This is a genomic window from Nocardioides potassii, from assembly GCF_021648885.1.
In the GTDB taxonomy this organism is placed as follows: domain Bacteria; phylum Actinomycetota; class Actinomycetes; order Propionibacteriales; family Nocardioidaceae; genus Nocardioides; species Nocardioides potassii.
On record NZ_JAKJHZ010000010.1, the window covers coordinates 18,646 to 35,526 of the forward strand.

The following is a 16,881-nucleotide window of genomic DNA, read 5'->3' on the forward strand; positions in this document are numbered from 1 at the left end:
GCATGCCCACGCTTGAGGACGTCGTCGACCTGCTGCACGAGTGGTACCCGCCGGCCACGGCGATGGACTTCGACGCCGTCGGCCTGGTCGTGGGCGACCCGGAGGCCGAGGTCGGCAAGGTCATGTTCGCCGTCGACCCGACCCTCGAGGTCGCGCACGAGGCGGTGGAGTGGGGCGCTGACCTGGTCGTCGTGCACCACCCGCTGTTCCTCACGCCGGTCAGCTCGGTCGCCGCGACCACGCCCAAGGGCCGCACGCTGCACACGCTCATGTCGGGCGGCTGCGCGCTGCTGGCGGCACACACCAACGCCGACCAGGCGCTGTCCGGCGTCTCGGAGTCGATGGCGTACGCCCTGGGGCTGCGCGACCTCGCGCCGATCGTGCCTGCTGCGCCGGGGTCTGCCACGGGCCAGGGGCGCGTCGGGACGGTCGACGAGACGACGCTGGGAGCCTTCGCGGCACGGGTCGCGGACGCGCTGCCGACAACGGCGCACGGCGTACGGGTGGCAGGGGAGTCGGACCGCGTCGTACGACGGGTCGCGGTGTGCGGCGGCGCCGGCGACTTCCTGCTCGACGGGCTGGTGGGCGAGGACGTCGACGTCTTCGTCACCAGCGACCTGCGGCACCACCGCGCGGGGGAGTTCCTCGAGCACGGGGGAGCGGCGCTGGTCGACGTCGCGCACTGGGCGGCGGAGTGGACGTGGCTGCCGGTGGTGGAGGCTCGGCTGCGCGAGACGCTGGGCGATAGGGTCGAGACCAGGGTCAGCACGCGGTGCACGGACCCGTGGACGTTCCGCCACTGAACCACTCGAGCACGACACAGGAGAGCCGTTGAAGGCCGATCCCACCCACCAGGTCCAGCTCCTCGACGTCGCCGAGCTCGACTCGCGCGCCGCGCAGCTGCGGCACCAGCGCGCGCACCTGCCCGAGCTGGCCGAGATAGCGACGCTCACCTCCGAGCGGACCGCGCTGACCGACCAGGTGCGCGACGCCCGCATCGTCGTCGACGACCTGACCGTCGAGCAGGCCAAGGCCGACCGCGAGGTCGAGCAGGTGAGGACCCGGCGCGAGCGCGACCGCTCCCGGATGGACAGCGGGCAGATCACGAACCCCAAGGACCTCGAGCGGATGCAGCACGAGCTCGTCTCCCTCGAGCGCCGGATCAGCACGCTCGAGGACGCCGAGCTCGAGGTGATGGAGGCGCTCGAGGAGGCGCAGCAGGTCCTTGACGGCCTCGGCATCCGCGCCGAGGACCTCGACGCCCGCATCGCCGAGCTGGTCGCCCAGCGCGACGAGAAGCAGGCCGCGATCGACGCGTCCCTGACCGAGGTCACCGGCGCCCGCGGGCCGGCTGCCGAGGGACTGCCCGACGACCTGATGGCGCTCTACGAGCGGCTGCGCGAGCAGAAGGGCGTCGGCGCCGCGCTCCTGCGCGCCCGCCAGTGCGGCGGCTGCCACATGACCCTCGACGCGTCCGAGATCTCGCGGATCAAGGCGGCACCGGCCGACGAGGTCATCCGCTGCGAGGAGTGCCAGCGCATCCTGGTGCGCACCGACGAGTCCGGGCTCTGAGAGGAGCCTCTCCCGTGCGCATGCCCGACGCGGACCTGTTCGCCGCGCGGAGCCGCATGTCGCTGCGCGCCCGCGTCGCCCGGCTGCGCTCGAAGGGCTGGGTGATCGGCCAGTGCGCGGTCGCCGCCGGGGTTGCCTGGTTCCTGGCCAAGGACCTCTTCGGCCACGCCACGCCGTTCTTCGCACCCATCGCCGCCGTGGTGTCCCTCGGGATGTCCTACGGCCAGCGCCAGCGCCGGGTCGCCGAGGTGACCATCGGCGTAGCGCTCGGCGTCCTGCTCGGCGACACGCTCACCCACCTGATCGGCTCGGGCGGGGTGCAGATCGCGATCGTGGTGGCGTGCGGGATGTCCATCGCGCTGCTGCTCGACGCCGCCCAGCTCATCGTCATCCAGGCCGCCGTGCAGGGGATTGTCGTCGCGGCGCTCGCCCCGGCGCCGGGTGCTGCGTTCCTCCGGTGGACCGACGCGCTGATCGGCGGAGGGGTGGCGCTGGTCGCTGCGACCGTCGTGCCCCGCGCGCCGCTGCGCCGGCCCCGCGACCAGGCCGCGGTCGTCGTACGCAAGATCGCCGAGCTGCTGCGGTGCTCCGCCGACCGGCTCGGCGACGGCGACGTCGAGAAGGCGCTCGCGGTCCTCCGCGACGCCCGCTCGACCGACCAGCTGATCGCCGAGCTGCGGGCGGCGTCCGAGGAGGGGCTGTCGGTCGTCAGCTCATCTCCTTTCCGGCGCCACCACGGCGAGCACCAGCGCCAGCTCGCCGAGCTCGTCGAGCCGCTCGACGTGGCCCTGCGCAACACCCGCGTCGTCGTACGGCGCGTGGCGGTCGCCTGCTACCGCCGCGAACCCGTGCCCGCGTCCTACGCCGCCCTGATGCGCGACCTCGCCGGGCTCGCCGACCGCGTGGCCGCCGAGCTCGTGGAGGACCGGATGGCGACCGCCGTCATCGACGACCTCATCGCGCTCGCCCACGCGACGGCGACCGTCGAGCACAGTGACGACCTGTCGGCGGAGGTGATCCTGGCCCAGGTCCGCTCGATCATCGCCGACCTGCTCGCCATGTGCGGGATGGACCCGCTCGAGGCGACGGACGCGATCCCGCTGCGCTAGCCCGGACCCGGCGCCCGCTCGGGCGGTGGTGGAGCCACATTCGGGGCCGCTCGAACGTCGCTGGAGCACCGCTCACCGGTGCGTCGTACGGCGACACGCCGCTCGGCGGTGGCCGAGCGACATTCTCCGGCCCACGAATGTGGGTGGGCCACCGCTCGGGCCGGCTCAGACCTCGGTCACGACGACGTCGAGCTGGGTGCCCTTGGGCGTGGGGTCGCCGACCTCGACGGTCCAGCCGAGGCGCTCGAGGGTGGCCGCCAGAGCCTTGGGGGTGCCGGGGTTCGCGCCGTCCTCGAGCAGCGCGCGGACGATGCGACCCTTGGTCGCCTTGTTGAAGTGGCTCACGACCGTGCGCTTGCCGCCGGACTCGTGGAGGACGCGGACGGTCGCCACCCGGCGGGCGAGGTCGGGCTCGGGCCGCCAGAAGGCGGCGTACGTCCCGGAGCGGAGGTCGACCAGCAGCCCGGTGCCGACGGCGTCGCGGACGGCTCCGCCGAGGACGTCGCGCCAGGCGCCGGCGACCGATCCGGTGCCGGGGAGGGTGGCGTCGCCGGAGAGCCGATAGGCCGGGATCCGGTCGCCGGGACGGACGATGCCGAAGAGCGAGCTGGTGACCGCGACCCGGGCGGTCGCGCGCCGGCGGGCGGCCGGGGAGAGGCTGTCGAAGCCGAGCGCGTCGTAGAGGACGCCGGTGTAGATCGCGTCCGCGCGCGCGGTCGGCGCCGAGGTCAGTACGGCGTTGCGCTCGACGAGGTCGCGCTGGCTCGGGCCGAGGCCGAGCACCGTGGCCGCCTGTTCGGGGTCGTCACGGCACAGGTCGGTGAGCGCCTGCAGCAGCGTCGTACGCGTCTCCGTGAGCGTCGGCGACGACAGGGAGGCCAGGTCGAGCGGCTTGCCGCGGCGGGGAGCGGTCTTGCCCTCGCTGGGCGGCAGCAGGATCAGCACGCGCGCAAGCGTAGGCACCGTGGGGTCTGGGCGAGTGGCTAGGGTCGGGCCATGCCCAGCAACCGTGTGGTGAAGGTCCGAGCGAGCGGCGACAGCGTGACCGCGCAGGAGATGCGCGACGGCATCGCGGCGATCCAGGAGCAGCAGAGGCTCTCGCCGACGTTCCCCGACGCGGTCGAGAAGGCCGCGGCCGAGGCCGCCGCGAACCCGCGGCTGCCCGAGCTCGACCGCACCGACATCGAGCTCGTCACCATCGACCCCGAGGGCGCCAAGGACCTCGACCAGGCGATGCACATCGAGCGCGACGGTGACGGCTACGTCGTCCACTACGCGATCGCCGACGTGGCGGCGTTCGTCTCGCCGGGCGACCCGGTCGACGTCGAGGCCAACCGGCGCGGCGAGACGCTCTACGGCGCGGACTCCAAGATCCCGTTGCACCCGAAGGTGCTGAGCGAGGGGGCTGCGTCGCTGCTGCCCGACGAGGTACGACCCGCGCTGCTGTGGACGATCAAGCTCGACGAGACCGGTCAGAGGAGCGACGTCGACGTGCGGCGCGCGCGGGTGAGGTCGCGCGAGCAGCTGACCTACGAGGGCGTGCAGGCCGACGTCGACGCCGGCCGGGCGAGCGAGCTGGTCGGCCTGCTGCAGGAGGTCGGCGAGCTGCGGCTGGCCCGCGAGGCCGCACGCGGCGGCGTCTCGCTGCCGCTGCCCGAGCAGGAGCTCGTGGAGAACGACGGGCACTGGGAGCTGGAGTTCCGCCGGCTGTCCGCGGTCGAGAACTGGAACGCCCAGATCTCCCTGCTGACCGGCTTCGCCGCGGCCTCGCTGATGGTCTACGCCCGCGTCGGCATCCTCCGCACCCTGCCGCCGGCCGACCCGCGCGACGTCCAGCGGCTGCACCGCACCGCCCGCGCGCTCGGCATCGACTGGCCGGCCGAGCAGCTCTACCCCGACTTCATCCGCACGCTCGACCCGTCGAAGCCGACCCACGCCGCGATGATCGTGGCGTGCACGCGACTGCTGCGCGGCGCCGGCTACGTCACCTTCAACGGCGAGCTGCCCGAGCAGCCGCAGCACGCGGCGCTCGCCGCGGAGTACGCCCACGTCACCGCGCCGCTGCGCCGCCTGGTCGACCGCTACGCCGGCGAGATCTGCGTCGCCCTGTGTGCGGGCACCGACGTACCGGAGTGGGTGCTCGCGGCGATGCACGAGCTCCCCGACACGATGAGCGAGTCCGGCCGTCGCGCGCACGCGTACGAGAACGCGGTGGTCGACCTCTGCGAGGCCGAGCTGCTCAAGGACCGCGTCGGGGAGACCTTCAGCGCCGTCGTCGTCGAGGTCGAGGAGAAGGACCCCACCAAGGGCGACGTGACCATCCAGGAGCCGGCCATCGAGGCGAAGGTGTCGTCCTCCTCGGAGCTCCCGCTGGGCGAGGAGGTGCAGGTCAGGCTCGTGCAGGCCGACCCGGCGTCGCGCTCGGTGTCGTTCGAGCTCGCCTGAGCGCGGTCAGCCCACGGTCAACGTCACCGGGGCCGCGGTGGCGTCACTGTGTCCTGCCACCCGGAGCACGCGGACCGTGTAGGTCGTGGTGACCTGGGGGTACACCTTCAGCGAGTACGTGCCGGTGCTGGTGGTGGTGGTCGAGATGGACGTCATGGTGCCACCGACGGGCTGCACCAGCACCGAGAGCCTGATCGACCTCGCCGGCTCGGTCACGTCCGCATAGGAGCGCGTCACGGTCCCGGTGATGGTGCGGGCCGTGCCCGCCGCGCCGACCCCCGGGGTCGCCACAGGAGCAGACAGCGCGGTCGTCCAGGTCCCGACAGCGACCGTGCCGAGGGAGCGCGACGCAGCGGGGACCCCGGCGGTCCCGGCGTAGGACACCGTGAGCTCGCCGGAGGTGGTCAGCACCGCTGGGACGGTGAAGCGGCCATCCGTGCCGGTCCGCCCGCTGGCGACCTGCACCGGCGCCTTGCCGGGTGCGGTCACCTTCACCGAGATGGTGGCACCGGGGACCGGCGTCGGCGATCCGGTGTCCTTGAGCAGCTGACCAGTGACCGCGGCCGTCTGGCCGTAGGCCAGCGCGGTCTGGTCGACCGAGGCCGTCATGGAGGACGCCGGGATGCGTACGGTGACGGTGCCGACGTCGAGTCTCGTCCGGTCGTACGACGTGCTGGCCGTGACCTCCAGCCTCACGACGCCGGAGACCGTCGGCTTCGCGACGAACGTGAACGTCCCGTCCGCATTGGTCCTGGCGGTCCCCAGGGAGGTGACCTTGGTGACGGTGCTCCCGTTCACCACCGACGTGCTGACGACCGAGACCGGCACGGACAGGCCGGCGACGCCGATGACGAGGCCCCCGACCTGTCGGGTCGCCCTCCCGGTGACGGTCACCGGGTCGCCGTACCACGGGGACGTGACGTCCACGGCGGCCTGGAGGGCCACCGTGCACGTGGCCACGGTGGCGTTCTGTGCCACCGGGGCGGTGACCGGCCACACCGGCAGCGCCTTGTTGGTCATCGAGAACGCTGTCGCCACGGGCATCGTGACCGTCGCGGTGGCGTTGCCCGAGGCGTCGCTCGTCGCGGTCAGTGCCGTGCTCGTCGTCCCGACGGTCTTCGTGATGGCTGCGGCGAGGCCCTTGACGGGCAGGCTGGTCGCCGTGTCGTAGAAGTAGGCCTGCACCGGCGTCGGGGCGGAGGTGCAGGCCGTCGCCGTCGGGCTGGTCGTGGCCGGCTGGCCGGCGATCATCGATCGCACCCCGACCGTACGGGGAGCCGTGGAGAACGTCAGCGGGCTCGAGACGACCTTCTGGGCTCCCGAGCTGTCGACGAGGGTGGCCGTCACCGTCGTGGCGGTCGAGCTCGCGGCCGAGCAGGTCACGTCGGTCTGGATGCTGGTCGGGTCGCTGAACGTGCAGTCCGCCTTGCCGGCCCTCCAGGACACGGAGGTCAGCGTGCGCCCCTCCGGCACCGCGGGGGCGACGCTCGCCTGCGTGGCCAGGCCGGGGACGGCGGGGTTGTTCACGCCGAGAGCGGCGCCCAGGACCGTCGGCGTGCCCGGCTGGCCGTTGGCGCCGCCGCCGATGAGGAAGCGGGAGTCGGCGGAGTTCCAGTGGGTGTCGAGCCACGAACCGGGGTCCGGGTAGGTGGAGTAGTAGTCGTCGAAGTTGCAGTCGAGGAGGTACTCGCGCGAGGGGTCGCAGACCTGCTGCATGGCCCTGCCGCTGCCATCGGCGTAGCACATGGTGTCGGACTCGTCGAAGCAGTGGCTCATCGAGGTCCCGTGCGGCGCCGCCGGGGAGACGCCGCCCATGGTGTGGAGCAGCTCGTGGGCCTCTACCGAGTGCTGTGACGCACCGTCGCCGAACCCCCAGCAGGGGTTGTCGATGCGGGAGTACTGCGGGTAGAGGCCGTTGTTCGGGTTCCCCTGCCCGTCGGCGTCCGAGGTGTAGCGCAACGCGATGCCGCAGATGCCCTTCCCGGACGTGTCGGTCCACATGAGGTACTTCCGCTCAGGCCGGTCGTACCCGAGAGCGCGCACGGCGTCCATCGTGGCGTTGAAGCTCGTCATCGAGCCGGTCGGGACGGTCACGTTGAGCAGCTGGACGACGCAGCCGCCACCCCCGGGCTCGGTCACGTAGCGGACGTGACGCACGCCGCCAGTCAGGGCTGCCGAGCGGTTGAACACGTCGTCGACGCCGGCCGCCCACCTCTGGATGTCGCCCTTGACCTGCTCGTAGCGGTTGGTGGCTCCGGCTTCGACGACGTACATGGCCTGGGTGCGGTACCCGGACACGCCGTCTCCGTCGCACACGACGTCCGGGGTCGTGGCCGCGGTGGTCTCGGGCGCCGGCACGCCCAGGTCCTCGGCGGCTGCCACGGCGTTGGCTCCGACGCCGTCACGGCCGTGGAGCTCGGCGGTCGAGGCCGGCTCGTCGATGTCGACCCCGGGCGGCGCGATGTCGAGGTGGGTGCACGCCGTGACACCGTCGATCACGACCAGCTCAGCGTGCGGCCCGCAGGCAGGGGCGAGGTCGAGCCGGGGCAGTGCGACGGTCACCGCGACCACGGATGCGACGCCGATGCCGAGCGCACCGAGCACTGCGGGGACGGTGCGGCGGCCGTTGCTCATGTCCCGTCCGATCGGCATCGGCACGCGGGTCCTGAGGAGCGCGGTGGCCTGCGGGCCGACCCTCGCCGCTCGCGTCGGTCCCGGCGAGTCGGACGACCACACGTGGTCGGCGTCCTCGATGACCACCCGGGAACGTAGGTGTGGTCCGAGCTCGCCTGCCGTCGTACGCGGTTCCAGTCCCTAGGGGTGTTGAGCACCCCGGCGTCCTTCGCGTTGGGTGAACACCTGTCCTGTTCACACCCGACACGTGGGGGTCGCACCATGAACGACGAAGGTCTGTCAGCCGACGAGATGGCCGCCGAGAGCGCCACCGCGCTCCCGGACAAGGAGGTCGTCTCGATCCTCGACCTCAACGCCGACCTGGACCTCGCCATCGACGCGGCCGCGCCGATCGACCTCGCCGTCGGCGCCAACGCCAACGTCGCGGCCCCGATCGATGCCGCCGTCGGCGCAAACGTCCTGTCCGAGGGCTCGAGCGCCCAGGCGCTCGCCGACCAGGGCGTGATGATCAACCAGGACGTCACCGGTGACGCGACCGCCGAGTCCCTGCAGGACAGCGCGATCGAGCAGGGCGACGCCGCATCGGCCACGGACGCGGCTGCCTCGACCGACGTGGCCGCGGGCGGCACGGAGCCGACCGCCGCGATCCTCGACGCCGGGACCGTCGGCGACACCGTGGGTGGCGTGACCGACGGAGGGACCGACGGAGCGACCGACACCGTGGGTGGTGTGACCGACGGCGTCACCGACACCGTCGACGGTGTCACGGACGGTACGACCGGCGAGGTGACCGACACCGTCGGAGGTGTCACGGACGGGGCGACCGACGGCGTCGGTGGCGTGACGGACGGCGTCGGCGGGGTCACCGACGGTGTGGGCGGCGTGACCGACGACGTGAGCGGGATGCTCGACGGCAACCTGCTCAACGTCAACGTCGACCTCGCTGCCGACGCCGACATCGCCGCCCCCATCAACGGTGCCGTGGCGGCCAACGCCAACGTGGCCGCGCCGATCGACGCGGCGGTCTCGGCCAACATCGGGTCCATCGACAGCGACGCCGTCGCGGTCGCGCAGCAGGACGCGATCATCAACCAGAACATCACCGGCGACGCCTCGGCGACCGCCGACCAGGCCTCGGAGATCTCACAGCCCGACCAGCCGCAGCCGTGACCGACGCGGTCTCGCCCCCGATCACCGGTGCTGCCGGGGCCGGGGGCTCCGCCGCGCCCGCGCGCGCCGACGGCGTCGTACTGGTGGGCGAGATGCAGGGCTCGGGCTACCGCACGCCGCCCGCCCTCGCGCGCCGCGCCGACGGGCAGACCGTCCAGCTGACACCACTGCTCTACGCCACGCTGTCCGCGCTCGACGGGCAGCGGTCGTACGGCGACGTGGCCGAGGCCGTGGCCGCGGCGACGGGCAAGCCGGTGTCGGAGGCCAACGTCCGCGAGCTCGTCGAGAAGCTCCACCCGACCGGTCTCGTCGCCAGCAGCGACGGCACGTCACCTCCGCTGAAGCGGAGCAACCCGTTGCTCGCGCTGCGCCTCAAGGTGGCGGTGACCGACGAGGAGAAGACCCGGCGACTGACCGAGCCGTTCACGGCGCTGTTCCACCCGGTCGTGTTCGTCCCGCTGCTCGCCGCCTTCGCGTGGATCACGTGGTGGGTGCTGTTCGACAAGGGGCTGGCCTCGGCCACGCACGAGGCCTTCGCCCGACCGGGACTGCTGCTGGCGGTCCTCGCCATCACCGTGCTGTCCGCGGGCTTCCACGAGTTCGGCCACGCCGCCGCGGCGCGGCGCGGGGGAGCGACGCCGGGGGTGATGGGAGCCGGGCTCTACCTCGTCTGGCCCGCCTTCTACACCGACGTCACCGACTCCTACCGCCTCGGTCGGGCCGGGCGGCTGCGCACCGACCTCGGCGGCCTCTACTTCAACGCCATCGTCGCCGTGCTCACCGCCGGAGCCTGGTGGCTGACGCGGTACGACGCGATCCTGCTGCTCGTCGCCACGCAGATCCTGCAGATGCTGCGCCAGCTGCTGCCGTTCGTCCGGTTCGACGGCTACCACGTGCTGGCGGACCTCACCGGCGTCCCCGACCTGTTCTCGCGCATCGGGCCGATCCTGCGCAGCCTGGTGCCGGGGCGCGCGGCACACCCGGAGGCCAAGGCGCTGAAGCCGTGGGCGCGCGGGGTGGTCACGACGTGGGTGCTCATCGTCGTGCCGGTGCTGATCGGGACGACCGTGCTGATGGTCCTCACCCTGCCGCGCGTGATCGGTACGGCCTGGGCGGCCGCCGGCGCGCAGCAGGACCGGATGGCTGCTGCCTGGGGCGACGGCGACTTCATCACTGTCGCCGCCCGGGCGCTCGCCATGGTGGTCGTCGTGCTGCCGATCGCCGCGTTCGCCTACGTCCTCTTCCGGCTGGTGCGGCAGGTCGGCGGCGCCGTGCTGCGTCGTACGGCGGGCAAGCCGCTGCAGCGTGCCCTCGCCGGTCTGACGACGCTCGCGATCGTCGCCGCTCTGGTCGTCGCGTGGTGGCCGTCGGAGGAGCGCTACCGCCCGATCCAGGCCTACGAGCGCGGGACGCTGGGCAGCGTGCTGCCCGCCTCGGCGCGGACGTCACTGGGCGTCGGCGACCAGGGCGCCGGCTCGGTGATGTGGCCGAACGACGTCGCGCTGCCGACGCGAGCCAACCCCCAGCTCGCCACCGTCCTGGTGCCGGACGACGGGTCTACCGTCACCGACCCGACCACGACGAGCAGCGCGAGCCCGACTCCGTCGTCGACCCCGACCCAGGCTGAGCCGACGGGGTCGTCCAGCCCGACGCCGACGGAGACCCCGACGCAGGGCACGACCCCCGACCCGGGGTCGGGCACCGACGACACCTGGATCTTCCCGTTCGACGAGCCACTGGCGCCGGGGGAGGGCGACAACCAGGCGGTCGCGGCCAACACGACCGACAACACGGCGTCGTACTCGGTCGCCTTCGCCCTCGTGTGGGCCGACGGCTCCGAGCCGGCGGAGAACACCAACGAGGCCTTCGCGGCGGCGAGCTGCACCAACTGCGCGGCCGTCGCCGTCGCCTTCCAGATCGTGCTGGTGGTGGGTGACGTGGACGTCGCGGTGCCGCAGAACCTCGCGGTCGCGGCCAACTACGAGTGCACGAGCTGCCTGACCTACGCCCTCGCCGTCCAGCTGTTCCTCACCGTCCCTGCCACGCTGAGCGAGGAGGCGATCACCTCGATCAACGAGCTGTGGCAGCAGATCGCCGCCTACGGCGCGGACATCGCGACGGTGCCGCTCGACGAGATCCAGGACCAGCTCTCGGCCTACGAGCAGCAGGTGCTCGACATCATCGAGGCCGACGTCGGCCCGCTGACCGGGACCGAGACACCGAGCCCGACCGAGTCGCCGACCTCCACGGACAGCGAGTCGCCGAGCGACACCTCGAGCCCGACCCCGTCCGAGACGACGACCGAGGCGCCGACAGAGTCGCCCACAGAGTCGCCGACCACGACCACCACGTCCCCGACCCCGACCCCGTCCGAAACGCTCTCGCCCACGGAGTCGCCGTCGTCGACACCCACGACGTCCGAGACGCCCAGCCCGTCGCCGAGTCCGTCGTCGAGCGCCTCACCCAGCGAGGCCGCGAGCCCGGGCTGACGGTGGTGTTCAGCCAGCGTTGCGCTGGCGGGCGTACTCCTGGGCCGACTCCATGATCTCCCAGCGCTCGACGAAGTCGTCCCACTCGCGCAGCCGCGGCCGCTCGCTGGCGATGCCGTTCTCGCAGAGGACGTCGTTGTGCCAGTCGTCGTCGAACGTGGGGGACCACGAGCAGACCCAGACCTGCCTTGGAGCCGGCTTCGGCTTCTGTGCGGGCTTCGGCTTGGGTGCCGGTGCCTTCTTCGTGGCCTTCGCCGGCGCCTTCTGCCTCTTGGCGACCGCCTTCTTCTTGCGGTCCTTCTTGCGCTCCGCCTTCGACGGCGTGTCGCCGGACGCCGGCTCGCCGATCGTGCAGCCGGACAACGTGACCGCCAGGGCCAGCGCTACGGCGGCTGGCCACGGGCATGACTGGACGTTCATCTGATCCCCCCGGATCCGTCGCGGGAACCCCCCGGTCACCTCGCGTGCCCCGACCCTAGGGAAGGACGCCTGTAGCCGGGCGCGATCCAGCAAAAGACCTGCAAGCGTCTGGACCACCCTGACGCAGTCCCGCCCCAGGGGTGAGACGCGTGTATCAAGGCGCTGTCACGCGGCTCCTACAGGGCACGACCACGTCATGGGGGCAAAACATGCGTGGTCGAGGCCCTGCCGAGCCTGATGCTCGGCAGGGCCGCTCCATGTGGCATCGGGGGAGACTCGGCGGTGGCATCCACCCATCGGATTGAGCGCAAGGCGCTAGGGTTGGCGCGAGGCGTCAGTCCCGGAGGTCGACCGACCGCCGGATAGCGACACCAGGCGGGCGGCAGGCATGGAGCCCGTTCCAGCGACGGCTGAGGTCCTCGACTGGCTTGCTGAGGCCGGAGACGTCGACGTGCGCAGGCGTGTTGCGTGGATCTGCGAGACCACCGCGGAGGCAGTGCCTCACGTTCATGCGGTCGCCGTCTGCTTCATCGATGAGAACCTCACGCTGCTGTTCGCGTGGACGTCGGGGGAGCAGTCGTCCTCACTCGAGACGGTGCGGTCCAGCCTGGCGCTGTCCTTCGGGTCGACGACGCACGTCGTCGCGTCGGTCACCTTGTACTCGGACGTGACCGACGCCTTCGTCGGTGACGTACGAGAACTCGAGCACCGGCTCGGCGCGGTCCGGGGACGATCCGCGCTCGACGCCGACCTGGACGGTGACATGCGGAGGCGAGCCCTCCTCGCCCCCATGCAGCTGCGAGCGCAGAGGGACGTCGACACGGCCGTCGGTCTCCTCATGGGCATGGACGGCCTCAGCGCCGAGCAGGCAGAGAGGTTGCTCGACGTCATGGCTCGTACGAGCGGGCGGTCCGTCGAGGCGGTCGCCGCGGAGATCGTCGCTGCCAGCGGAATCTTCGCCGGTGTCGATCCGCCACCCACCGAGAGCGGGCGGTTCGGACCGTGACCCTGAGCTATGTCCTGTGCCGGGTGGCCTACCGCGCTACGGTCGGCGACCCGACCACCCGCGACCGACGGCTGCGGGACTTCCCCGCAGCGACACCAGCAATGGCTGAGAGCAACGCCCGCCGCTGGGCGGAGACACACAACGCGAAGCGAACGGCCTCCGAACGGGAGAACTGCCCCTGGGTGGTCGAACGCTGGAACGCCAACACCCGTACGTGGGACGTCGTCACCCACGTGTGACCTGGGGGAGTGGGTCGGCCTGTAGGCCGGGTTCTGTCCTGCCGAAGCAGGGGCGACCATCCATCTGCGACGACCGTTGCCGGCCGCCTGGTGCGATCTACCCGGATGCTCGGGCGGGCCGCCCTCGGACGCATCCTGTCTGATCTTGCTCCGGGTGGGGTTTGCCTAGCTGCGCCGGTCGCCCGGCGCACTGGTGGTCTCTTGCACCACCGTTTCACCCTTACCGCCCTCCGAGGAGGGAGGCGGTCTGTTCTCTGTGGCACTGATCCCGCGGGTTGCCCCGGGTGGCTGTTGGCCACCACCCTGCCCTGTGGAGCCCGGACCTTCCTCGACGCCGACCCCGGACGAGCCGAGGTGCGGAGCCGCGGCCGCCCGGCCGACCCACTCGGGGAGAACTCTAGGGGTCCGGGCGCGGATCAGGCGATCCGCGTGACCTCGACCTTCACGAACATCGACGAGGTCTGCGCTCCGGAGTAGATCCCGTGGAGCGGTCGGACGTCGAGGTAGTCGCGGCCGGTGGCCACGACGACCCAGCGGTCCCCGGGCTCGAGGTCGTTGGTCGGGTCGAAGCCGTGCCAGCCGTCGTCCCACCACTCGACCCACGCGTGCGACTCGCCCTGCACGGTCTCGCCGACCCGCGCCTCGGCCAGGGGGTGGAGGTAGCCGGAGACGTAGCGCGCCGGGATGCCGACCGAGCGCAGGCCGCCGAGCACGAGGTGGGCAATGTCCTGGCAGACCCCGCCGCGCTGGGCCCATGCCTCGACGGCCGGGGTCGCGACATCGGTCGTGCCGGGGTTGTACTCCACCTCGGCGTGCACCAGCGAGCACACCTCACGCGCCGCCTCGCCCGGCGAGGACGTGCTGGCCGCGATGTCGCGGACGCGTTCGGCGAGGTCCGTCGGGGGAGCGACGAGCTGGGGGAGGGCGAGGTACTCGGTGAACCGGTCGGTGACCTCCGGCGCCTTCAGGTCCTCCCAGCTCAGCGACGGCAGCGTCGCCGGCGCGCGGTCGGTGTGCACCGTCGAGACCGCGGTGACGGTCATCGACTCGTGCGGGTCGAGCACCTCGAACGACGTCACGTCGTTGCCGAAGTAGTCCTTGTAGTCGTAGGTCCACGGCGTCGGCGAGACCCCGAGCCGGGTGTGGACCACGATCTGGCCCGGCCCGGTCTGCGGCGTCATCCGCGCCTGGTTGTACGACGCCAGCGCGAGGCCGTCGTACTCGAAACCGGTCGTGTGGACGATGCGCAGCTCCATCAGGTCCGCCCTCCCATCCAGTGCGTGCCCTCGGAGCCCGCGAAGTAGCGGTGGCTGATCGCCTCGGTCGCGCGGGCGCAGGTGAGCTGGAGTCGCTCCATCTCCGCCGGCAGGTCGGCGATCACGTCGGCGAGCGGTCGGTACTCCAGCTCGGCGCGGGTGCGGCCGACGAGCCGGTGGGCGTCGTTCTGGAAGCCGGCGCGTTGCCCGGACTCGAGGTTGTCGAGGCACTGCTCGGCGCGCGAGAGCGCGAAGACGACGGAGCGGGGGAAGAGCCGGTCGAGCAGCAGGAACTCCGCCGCGCCGCGCTCGGTCTCCAGCCCCTTGTAGGTGCGCAGGAAGGCCTCGTGGCCGCCGCACGCGCGCAAGGTGTTGGACCACGGCGAGCCGACGCCTCCGGCGAGCGCGGCCGTCGCGACGAGCCGCGAGGTCATGTCGGCGCGCTCGATCATCCGGCCGAGGACGAGGAACTGCCAGCCCTCGTCGCGGGTCATCGAGGCGTCCGCGGCACCGTTGATCAGCGCGGCGCGGTCGCGCACCCAGCGGAAGCCGTTGCCCTGCTGCATCCGCTGGAACTGCCCGGTCGTCACCGCCCGGTGCGTCGTGTTGAGCGCCTCCCACATCGTCACCGACAGCGTCTCGCGGGCGCGGCGGGCGCTCTCGCGCGCGGCGGCCAGCACGGTGGCGATCGAGGCCGGTGCGTCGGTGTCGTAGGCCAGGAGGGACAGCACGAGGCCGAGGTCGACCTCGCGGTCGTCGGGTGGGTCGACGCCCATCACCGACAGCAGGTTGCGACATGTCGTCTGCTCATCGCCGGTCGAGTCCTCCAGCAGGTGCTGGGTCTGCACGTCGAGGATGCGGGCGGTGTCCTCCGCGCGCTCGACGTACCGCCCGATCCAGAACATCGACTCGGCGATCCGGCTCAGCACGGGGCACCGCCCGGCTCACCAGGTCCTTGGTGCTGCTGTTGTTGCTGCTGCTGTTGCTGGTCCTCGACCAGCGCGGCGACCTCGTCCATCGCCGGGCCGAGGCTGGGCGGTCGCCCGAGGGGGACGAGCGGCGCCGGCTCCTCGCGCGGTGTGATGACCGCGTTGCTGCCGGCCAGCACCCACGTGTCCTTGGACCCGCCGCCGCGCGAGGAGTTCACGATCAGCTCGCCCTCCTCGAGCGCGACCCGGGTCAGGCCGCCGGGCAGCACCCACACCCGCTGGCCGTCGTTGACCGCGAACGGGCGCAGGTCCACGTGACGAGCGGCCATCCGCCCGTCGACGTACGTCGGCACCGTCGAGAGCTGGACGACCGGCTGGGCGATCCACGAGCGCGGGTCCTCCAGGACGCGGCGGCGCAGCTCGTCGAGCTCGGCCCTGTCGGCGCGGGGGCCGATGACGATGCCCTTGCCGCCGGAGCCGTCGACCGGCTTGACCACGAGCTCGTCGAGGCGGTCCATGACCTCCTCGCGCGCATCGGCGTCGCCGAGGCGCCACGTGTCGACGTTGCGGAGGATCGGCTCCTCGCTGAGGTAGTAGCGGATCAGGTCCGGCACGTACGTGTAGACGAGCTTGTCGTCGGCAACGCCGTTGCCGACGGCGTTGGCGAGGGTGACCTGGCCGTTGCGGGCGGCGTCGATGAGGCCGGGGCAGCCGAGCAGCGAGTCGCCGCGGAAGTGCACCGGGTCGAGGAACTCGTCGTCGACGCGGCGGTAGATCACGTGCACCGGCTCGAGGCCGTGCGTGGTGCGCATCATCACCCGGCCGCGGCGGCACTGCAGGTCGCGACCCTCGACGAGCTCGACGCCCATGGTGCGCGCGAGCAGCGCGTGCTCGAAGTAGGCGCCGTTGTAGACGCCGGGGGTCAGCACCACGACGGTCGGGTCGGTGACGCCGGCGGGCGCTGCCGCGCGGAGGGCGGCGAGCAGGCGCTGGGGGTAGCCGGCGACCGGGCGGATCCGGTGGTGGGCGAACGCCTCGGGCAGCGCGGCGGCGATCGCGCGCCGGTTGGTCATCACGTAGGACACCCCGGACGGCACCCGGACGTTGTCCTCGAGCACCCGGAACCTGCCCTCGTCGTCGCGGATCAGGTCGATGCCGGAGACGTGCACGCGTACGCCGTTGGGCGGGCGCACGCCCGCGGCCTCGCGGTGGAAGTGCGACGACGTCGCCACGACCCGGCGCGGGATCACGCCGTCCTGGAACACCTGCCCGGCGTCGTACACGTCGGCGAGGAACGCCTCGAGCGCGCGCACCCGCTGCTGGACGCCAGCGTCGACCTCCTGCCACGTCTCCATCTCGATCACGCGCGGCACGATGTCAAGCGGGAAGGCGCGCTCCTCGCCGCCGATGTCGAAGGTGACGCCCTGGTCGAGGTAGGCCGTCCGCAGCGCCTCGACGCGCGCCGCCACGTCGTCGCGGTCGAGGTCACCGACCGACCGGCTCAGCGTGGCGTAGGGCTCGCGCGCCGAGTCGGCGTCGTACATCTCGTCATAGGCCTCGCCGGTGGCGTAGTCGTCGAACAGGCGGGACATGGGTCGGACCCTAGACCGGA

13 protein-coding genes and 1 other RNA gene are annotated in these 16,881 nt (G+C 72.2%); 7 read left to right on the forward strand and 7 right to left on the reverse strand.

The features are described 5' to 3' along the window. Positions 1-2 precede the first annotated feature (2 nt). Genes L2K70_RS16275 through L2K70_RS16285 form a run of 3 tightly spaced genes read left to right on the forward strand, consistent with a single transcriptional unit; the run spans position 3 to position 2,681 of the window. A complete protein-coding gene (locus L2K70_RS16275) occupies positions 3-803 on the forward strand; it encodes a Nif3-like dinuclear metal center hexameric protein (protein WP_236403579.1) in 801 nt (266 codons plus the stop codon). Positions 804-831: 28 nt separating this feature from the next. After that, the gene (locus L2K70_RS16280) at positions 832-1,572 is read left to right on the forward strand and encodes a zinc ribbon domain-containing protein (RefSeq protein WP_236403581.1); all 741 of its coding nucleotides are present in this window, start codon (positions 832-834) and stop codon (positions 1,570-1,572) included. Between the two features lie 20 nt (positions 1,573-1,592). Beyond that, a complete protein-coding gene (locus L2K70_RS16285; RefSeq protein ID WP_236404678.1) occupies positions 1,593-2,681 on the forward strand; it encodes an FUSC family protein in 1,089 nt (362 codons plus the stop codon). Between the two features lie 165 nt (positions 2,682-2,846). On the opposite strand, the gene yaaA is transcribed toward L2K70_RS16285, so the two are convergent. Then, on the reverse strand, positions 2,847-3,626 hold the full coding sequence (yaaA, locus tag L2K70_RS16290; protein WP_236403585.1) for a peroxide stress protein YaaA: 780 nt from the start codon (positions 3,624-3,626) through the stop codon (positions 2,847-2,849). Between the two features lie 51 nt (positions 3,627-3,677). Between yaaA and L2K70_RS16295 the strand changes: the two genes are divergently transcribed. Continuing rightward, positions 3,678-5,126, forward strand: a complete 1,449-nt coding sequence (locus tag L2K70_RS16295; RefSeq protein WP_236403588.1) for an RNB domain-containing ribonuclease — start codon at positions 3,678-3,680, stop codon at positions 5,124-5,126. A 6-nt stretch (positions 5,127-5,132) separates the two neighbouring features. On the opposite strand, the gene L2K70_RS16300 is transcribed toward L2K70_RS16295, so the two are convergent. After that, complete coding sequence (locus L2K70_RS16300; protein ID WP_236403591.1) at positions 5,133-7,886, reverse strand: hypothetical protein; 2,754 nt, start codon at positions 7,884-7,886, stop codon at positions 5,133-5,135. 135 nt (positions 7,887-8,021) lie between these two features. Here L2K70_RS16300 and L2K70_RS16305 point away from each other — a divergent pair, with 135 nt between their 5' ends. Continuing rightward, positions 8,022-8,930, forward strand: a complete 909-nt coding sequence (locus L2K70_RS16305) for a hypothetical protein (RefSeq protein WP_236403594.1) — start codon at positions 8,022-8,024, stop codon at positions 8,928-8,930. Further along, complete coding sequence (locus L2K70_RS16310; protein WP_236403596.1) at positions 8,927-11,419, forward strand: hypothetical protein; 2,493 nt, start codon at positions 8,927-8,929, stop codon at positions 11,417-11,419. The genes L2K70_RS16305 and L2K70_RS16310 overlap by 4 nt, the downstream gene beginning before the upstream one ends. A gap of 9 nt (positions 11,420-11,428) precedes the next feature. Here the strand turns inward: L2K70_RS16310 and L2K70_RS16315 are convergent, their stop codons facing one another. Further along, the gene (locus L2K70_RS16315) at positions 11,429-11,839 is read right to left on the reverse strand and encodes a hypothetical protein (RefSeq protein WP_236403598.1); all 411 of its coding nucleotides are present in this window, start codon (positions 11,837-11,839) and stop codon (positions 11,429-11,431) included. A 496-nt stretch (positions 11,840-12,335) separates the two neighbouring features. Here L2K70_RS16315 and L2K70_RS21750 point away from each other — a divergent pair, with 496 nt between their 5' ends. Next, positions 12,336-12,845 (forward strand): ANTAR domain-containing protein, encoded by a 510-nt coding sequence (locus L2K70_RS21750; protein WP_236403600.1) that lies wholly within the window; start codon positions 12,336-12,338, stop codon positions 12,843-12,845. A gap of 245 nt (positions 12,846-13,090) precedes the next feature. Here the strand turns inward: L2K70_RS21750 and rnpB are convergent. From rnpB to L2K70_RS16340, 4 genes are all read right to left on the reverse strand, one after another. Continuing rightward, positions 13,091-13,468: RNase P RNA component class A (rnpB, locus tag L2K70_RS16325), an RNA gene on the reverse strand. Positions 13,469-13,500: 32 nt separating this feature from the next. Beyond that, positions 13,501-14,340, reverse strand: coding sequence for a transglutaminase family protein (locus tag L2K70_RS16330; protein ID WP_236403605.1), 840 nt, complete (start codon positions 14,338-14,340; stop codon positions 13,501-13,503). Next, positions 14,340-15,269, reverse strand: coding sequence for an alpha-E domain-containing protein (locus tag L2K70_RS16335; RefSeq protein ID WP_236403608.1), 930 nt, complete (start codon positions 15,267-15,269; stop codon positions 14,340-14,342). Before L2K70_RS16335 ends, L2K70_RS16330 begins: the two co-directional genes overlap by 1 nt. After that, a complete protein-coding gene (locus L2K70_RS16340) occupies positions 15,263-16,861 on the reverse strand; it encodes a circularly permuted type 2 ATP-grasp protein (RefSeq protein WP_236403612.1) in 1,599 nt (532 codons plus the stop codon). Before L2K70_RS16340 ends, L2K70_RS16335 begins: the two co-directional genes overlap by 7 nt. Positions 16,862-16,881: the final 20 nt, after the last annotated feature.

Excerpts from the sequence above, each read along its gene's own strand:
- L2K70_RS16275 (WP_236403579.1), top strand. The coding sequence starts at position 3 with ATGCCCACGCTTGAGGACGTCGTCGACCTGCTGCACGAGTGGTACCCG.
- L2K70_RS16330 (WP_236403605.1), bottom strand. The coding sequence starts at position 14,340 with ATGGAGCTGCGCATCGTCCACACGACCGGTTTCGAGTACGACGGCCTC.
- L2K70_RS16285 (WP_236404678.1), top strand. The coding sequence starts at position 1,593 with ATGCCCGACGCGGACCTGTTCGCCGCGCGGAGCCGCATGTCGCTGCGC.
- L2K70_RS16315 (WP_236403598.1), bottom strand. The coding sequence starts at position 11,839 with ATGAACGTCCAGTCATGCCCGTGGCCAGCCGCCGTAGCGCTGGCCCTG.
- L2K70_RS16340 (WP_236403612.1), bottom strand. The coding sequence starts at position 16,861 with ATGTCCCGCCTGTTCGACGACTACGCCACCGGCGAGGCCTATGACGAG.
- L2K70_RS16305 (WP_236403594.1), top strand. The coding sequence starts at position 8,022 with ATGAACGACGAAGGTCTGTCAGCCGACGAGATGGCCGCCGAGAGCGCC.
- L2K70_RS16295 (WP_236403588.1), top strand. The coding sequence starts at position 3,678 with ATGCCCAGCAACCGTGTGGTGAAGGTCCGAGCGAGCGGCGACAGCGTG.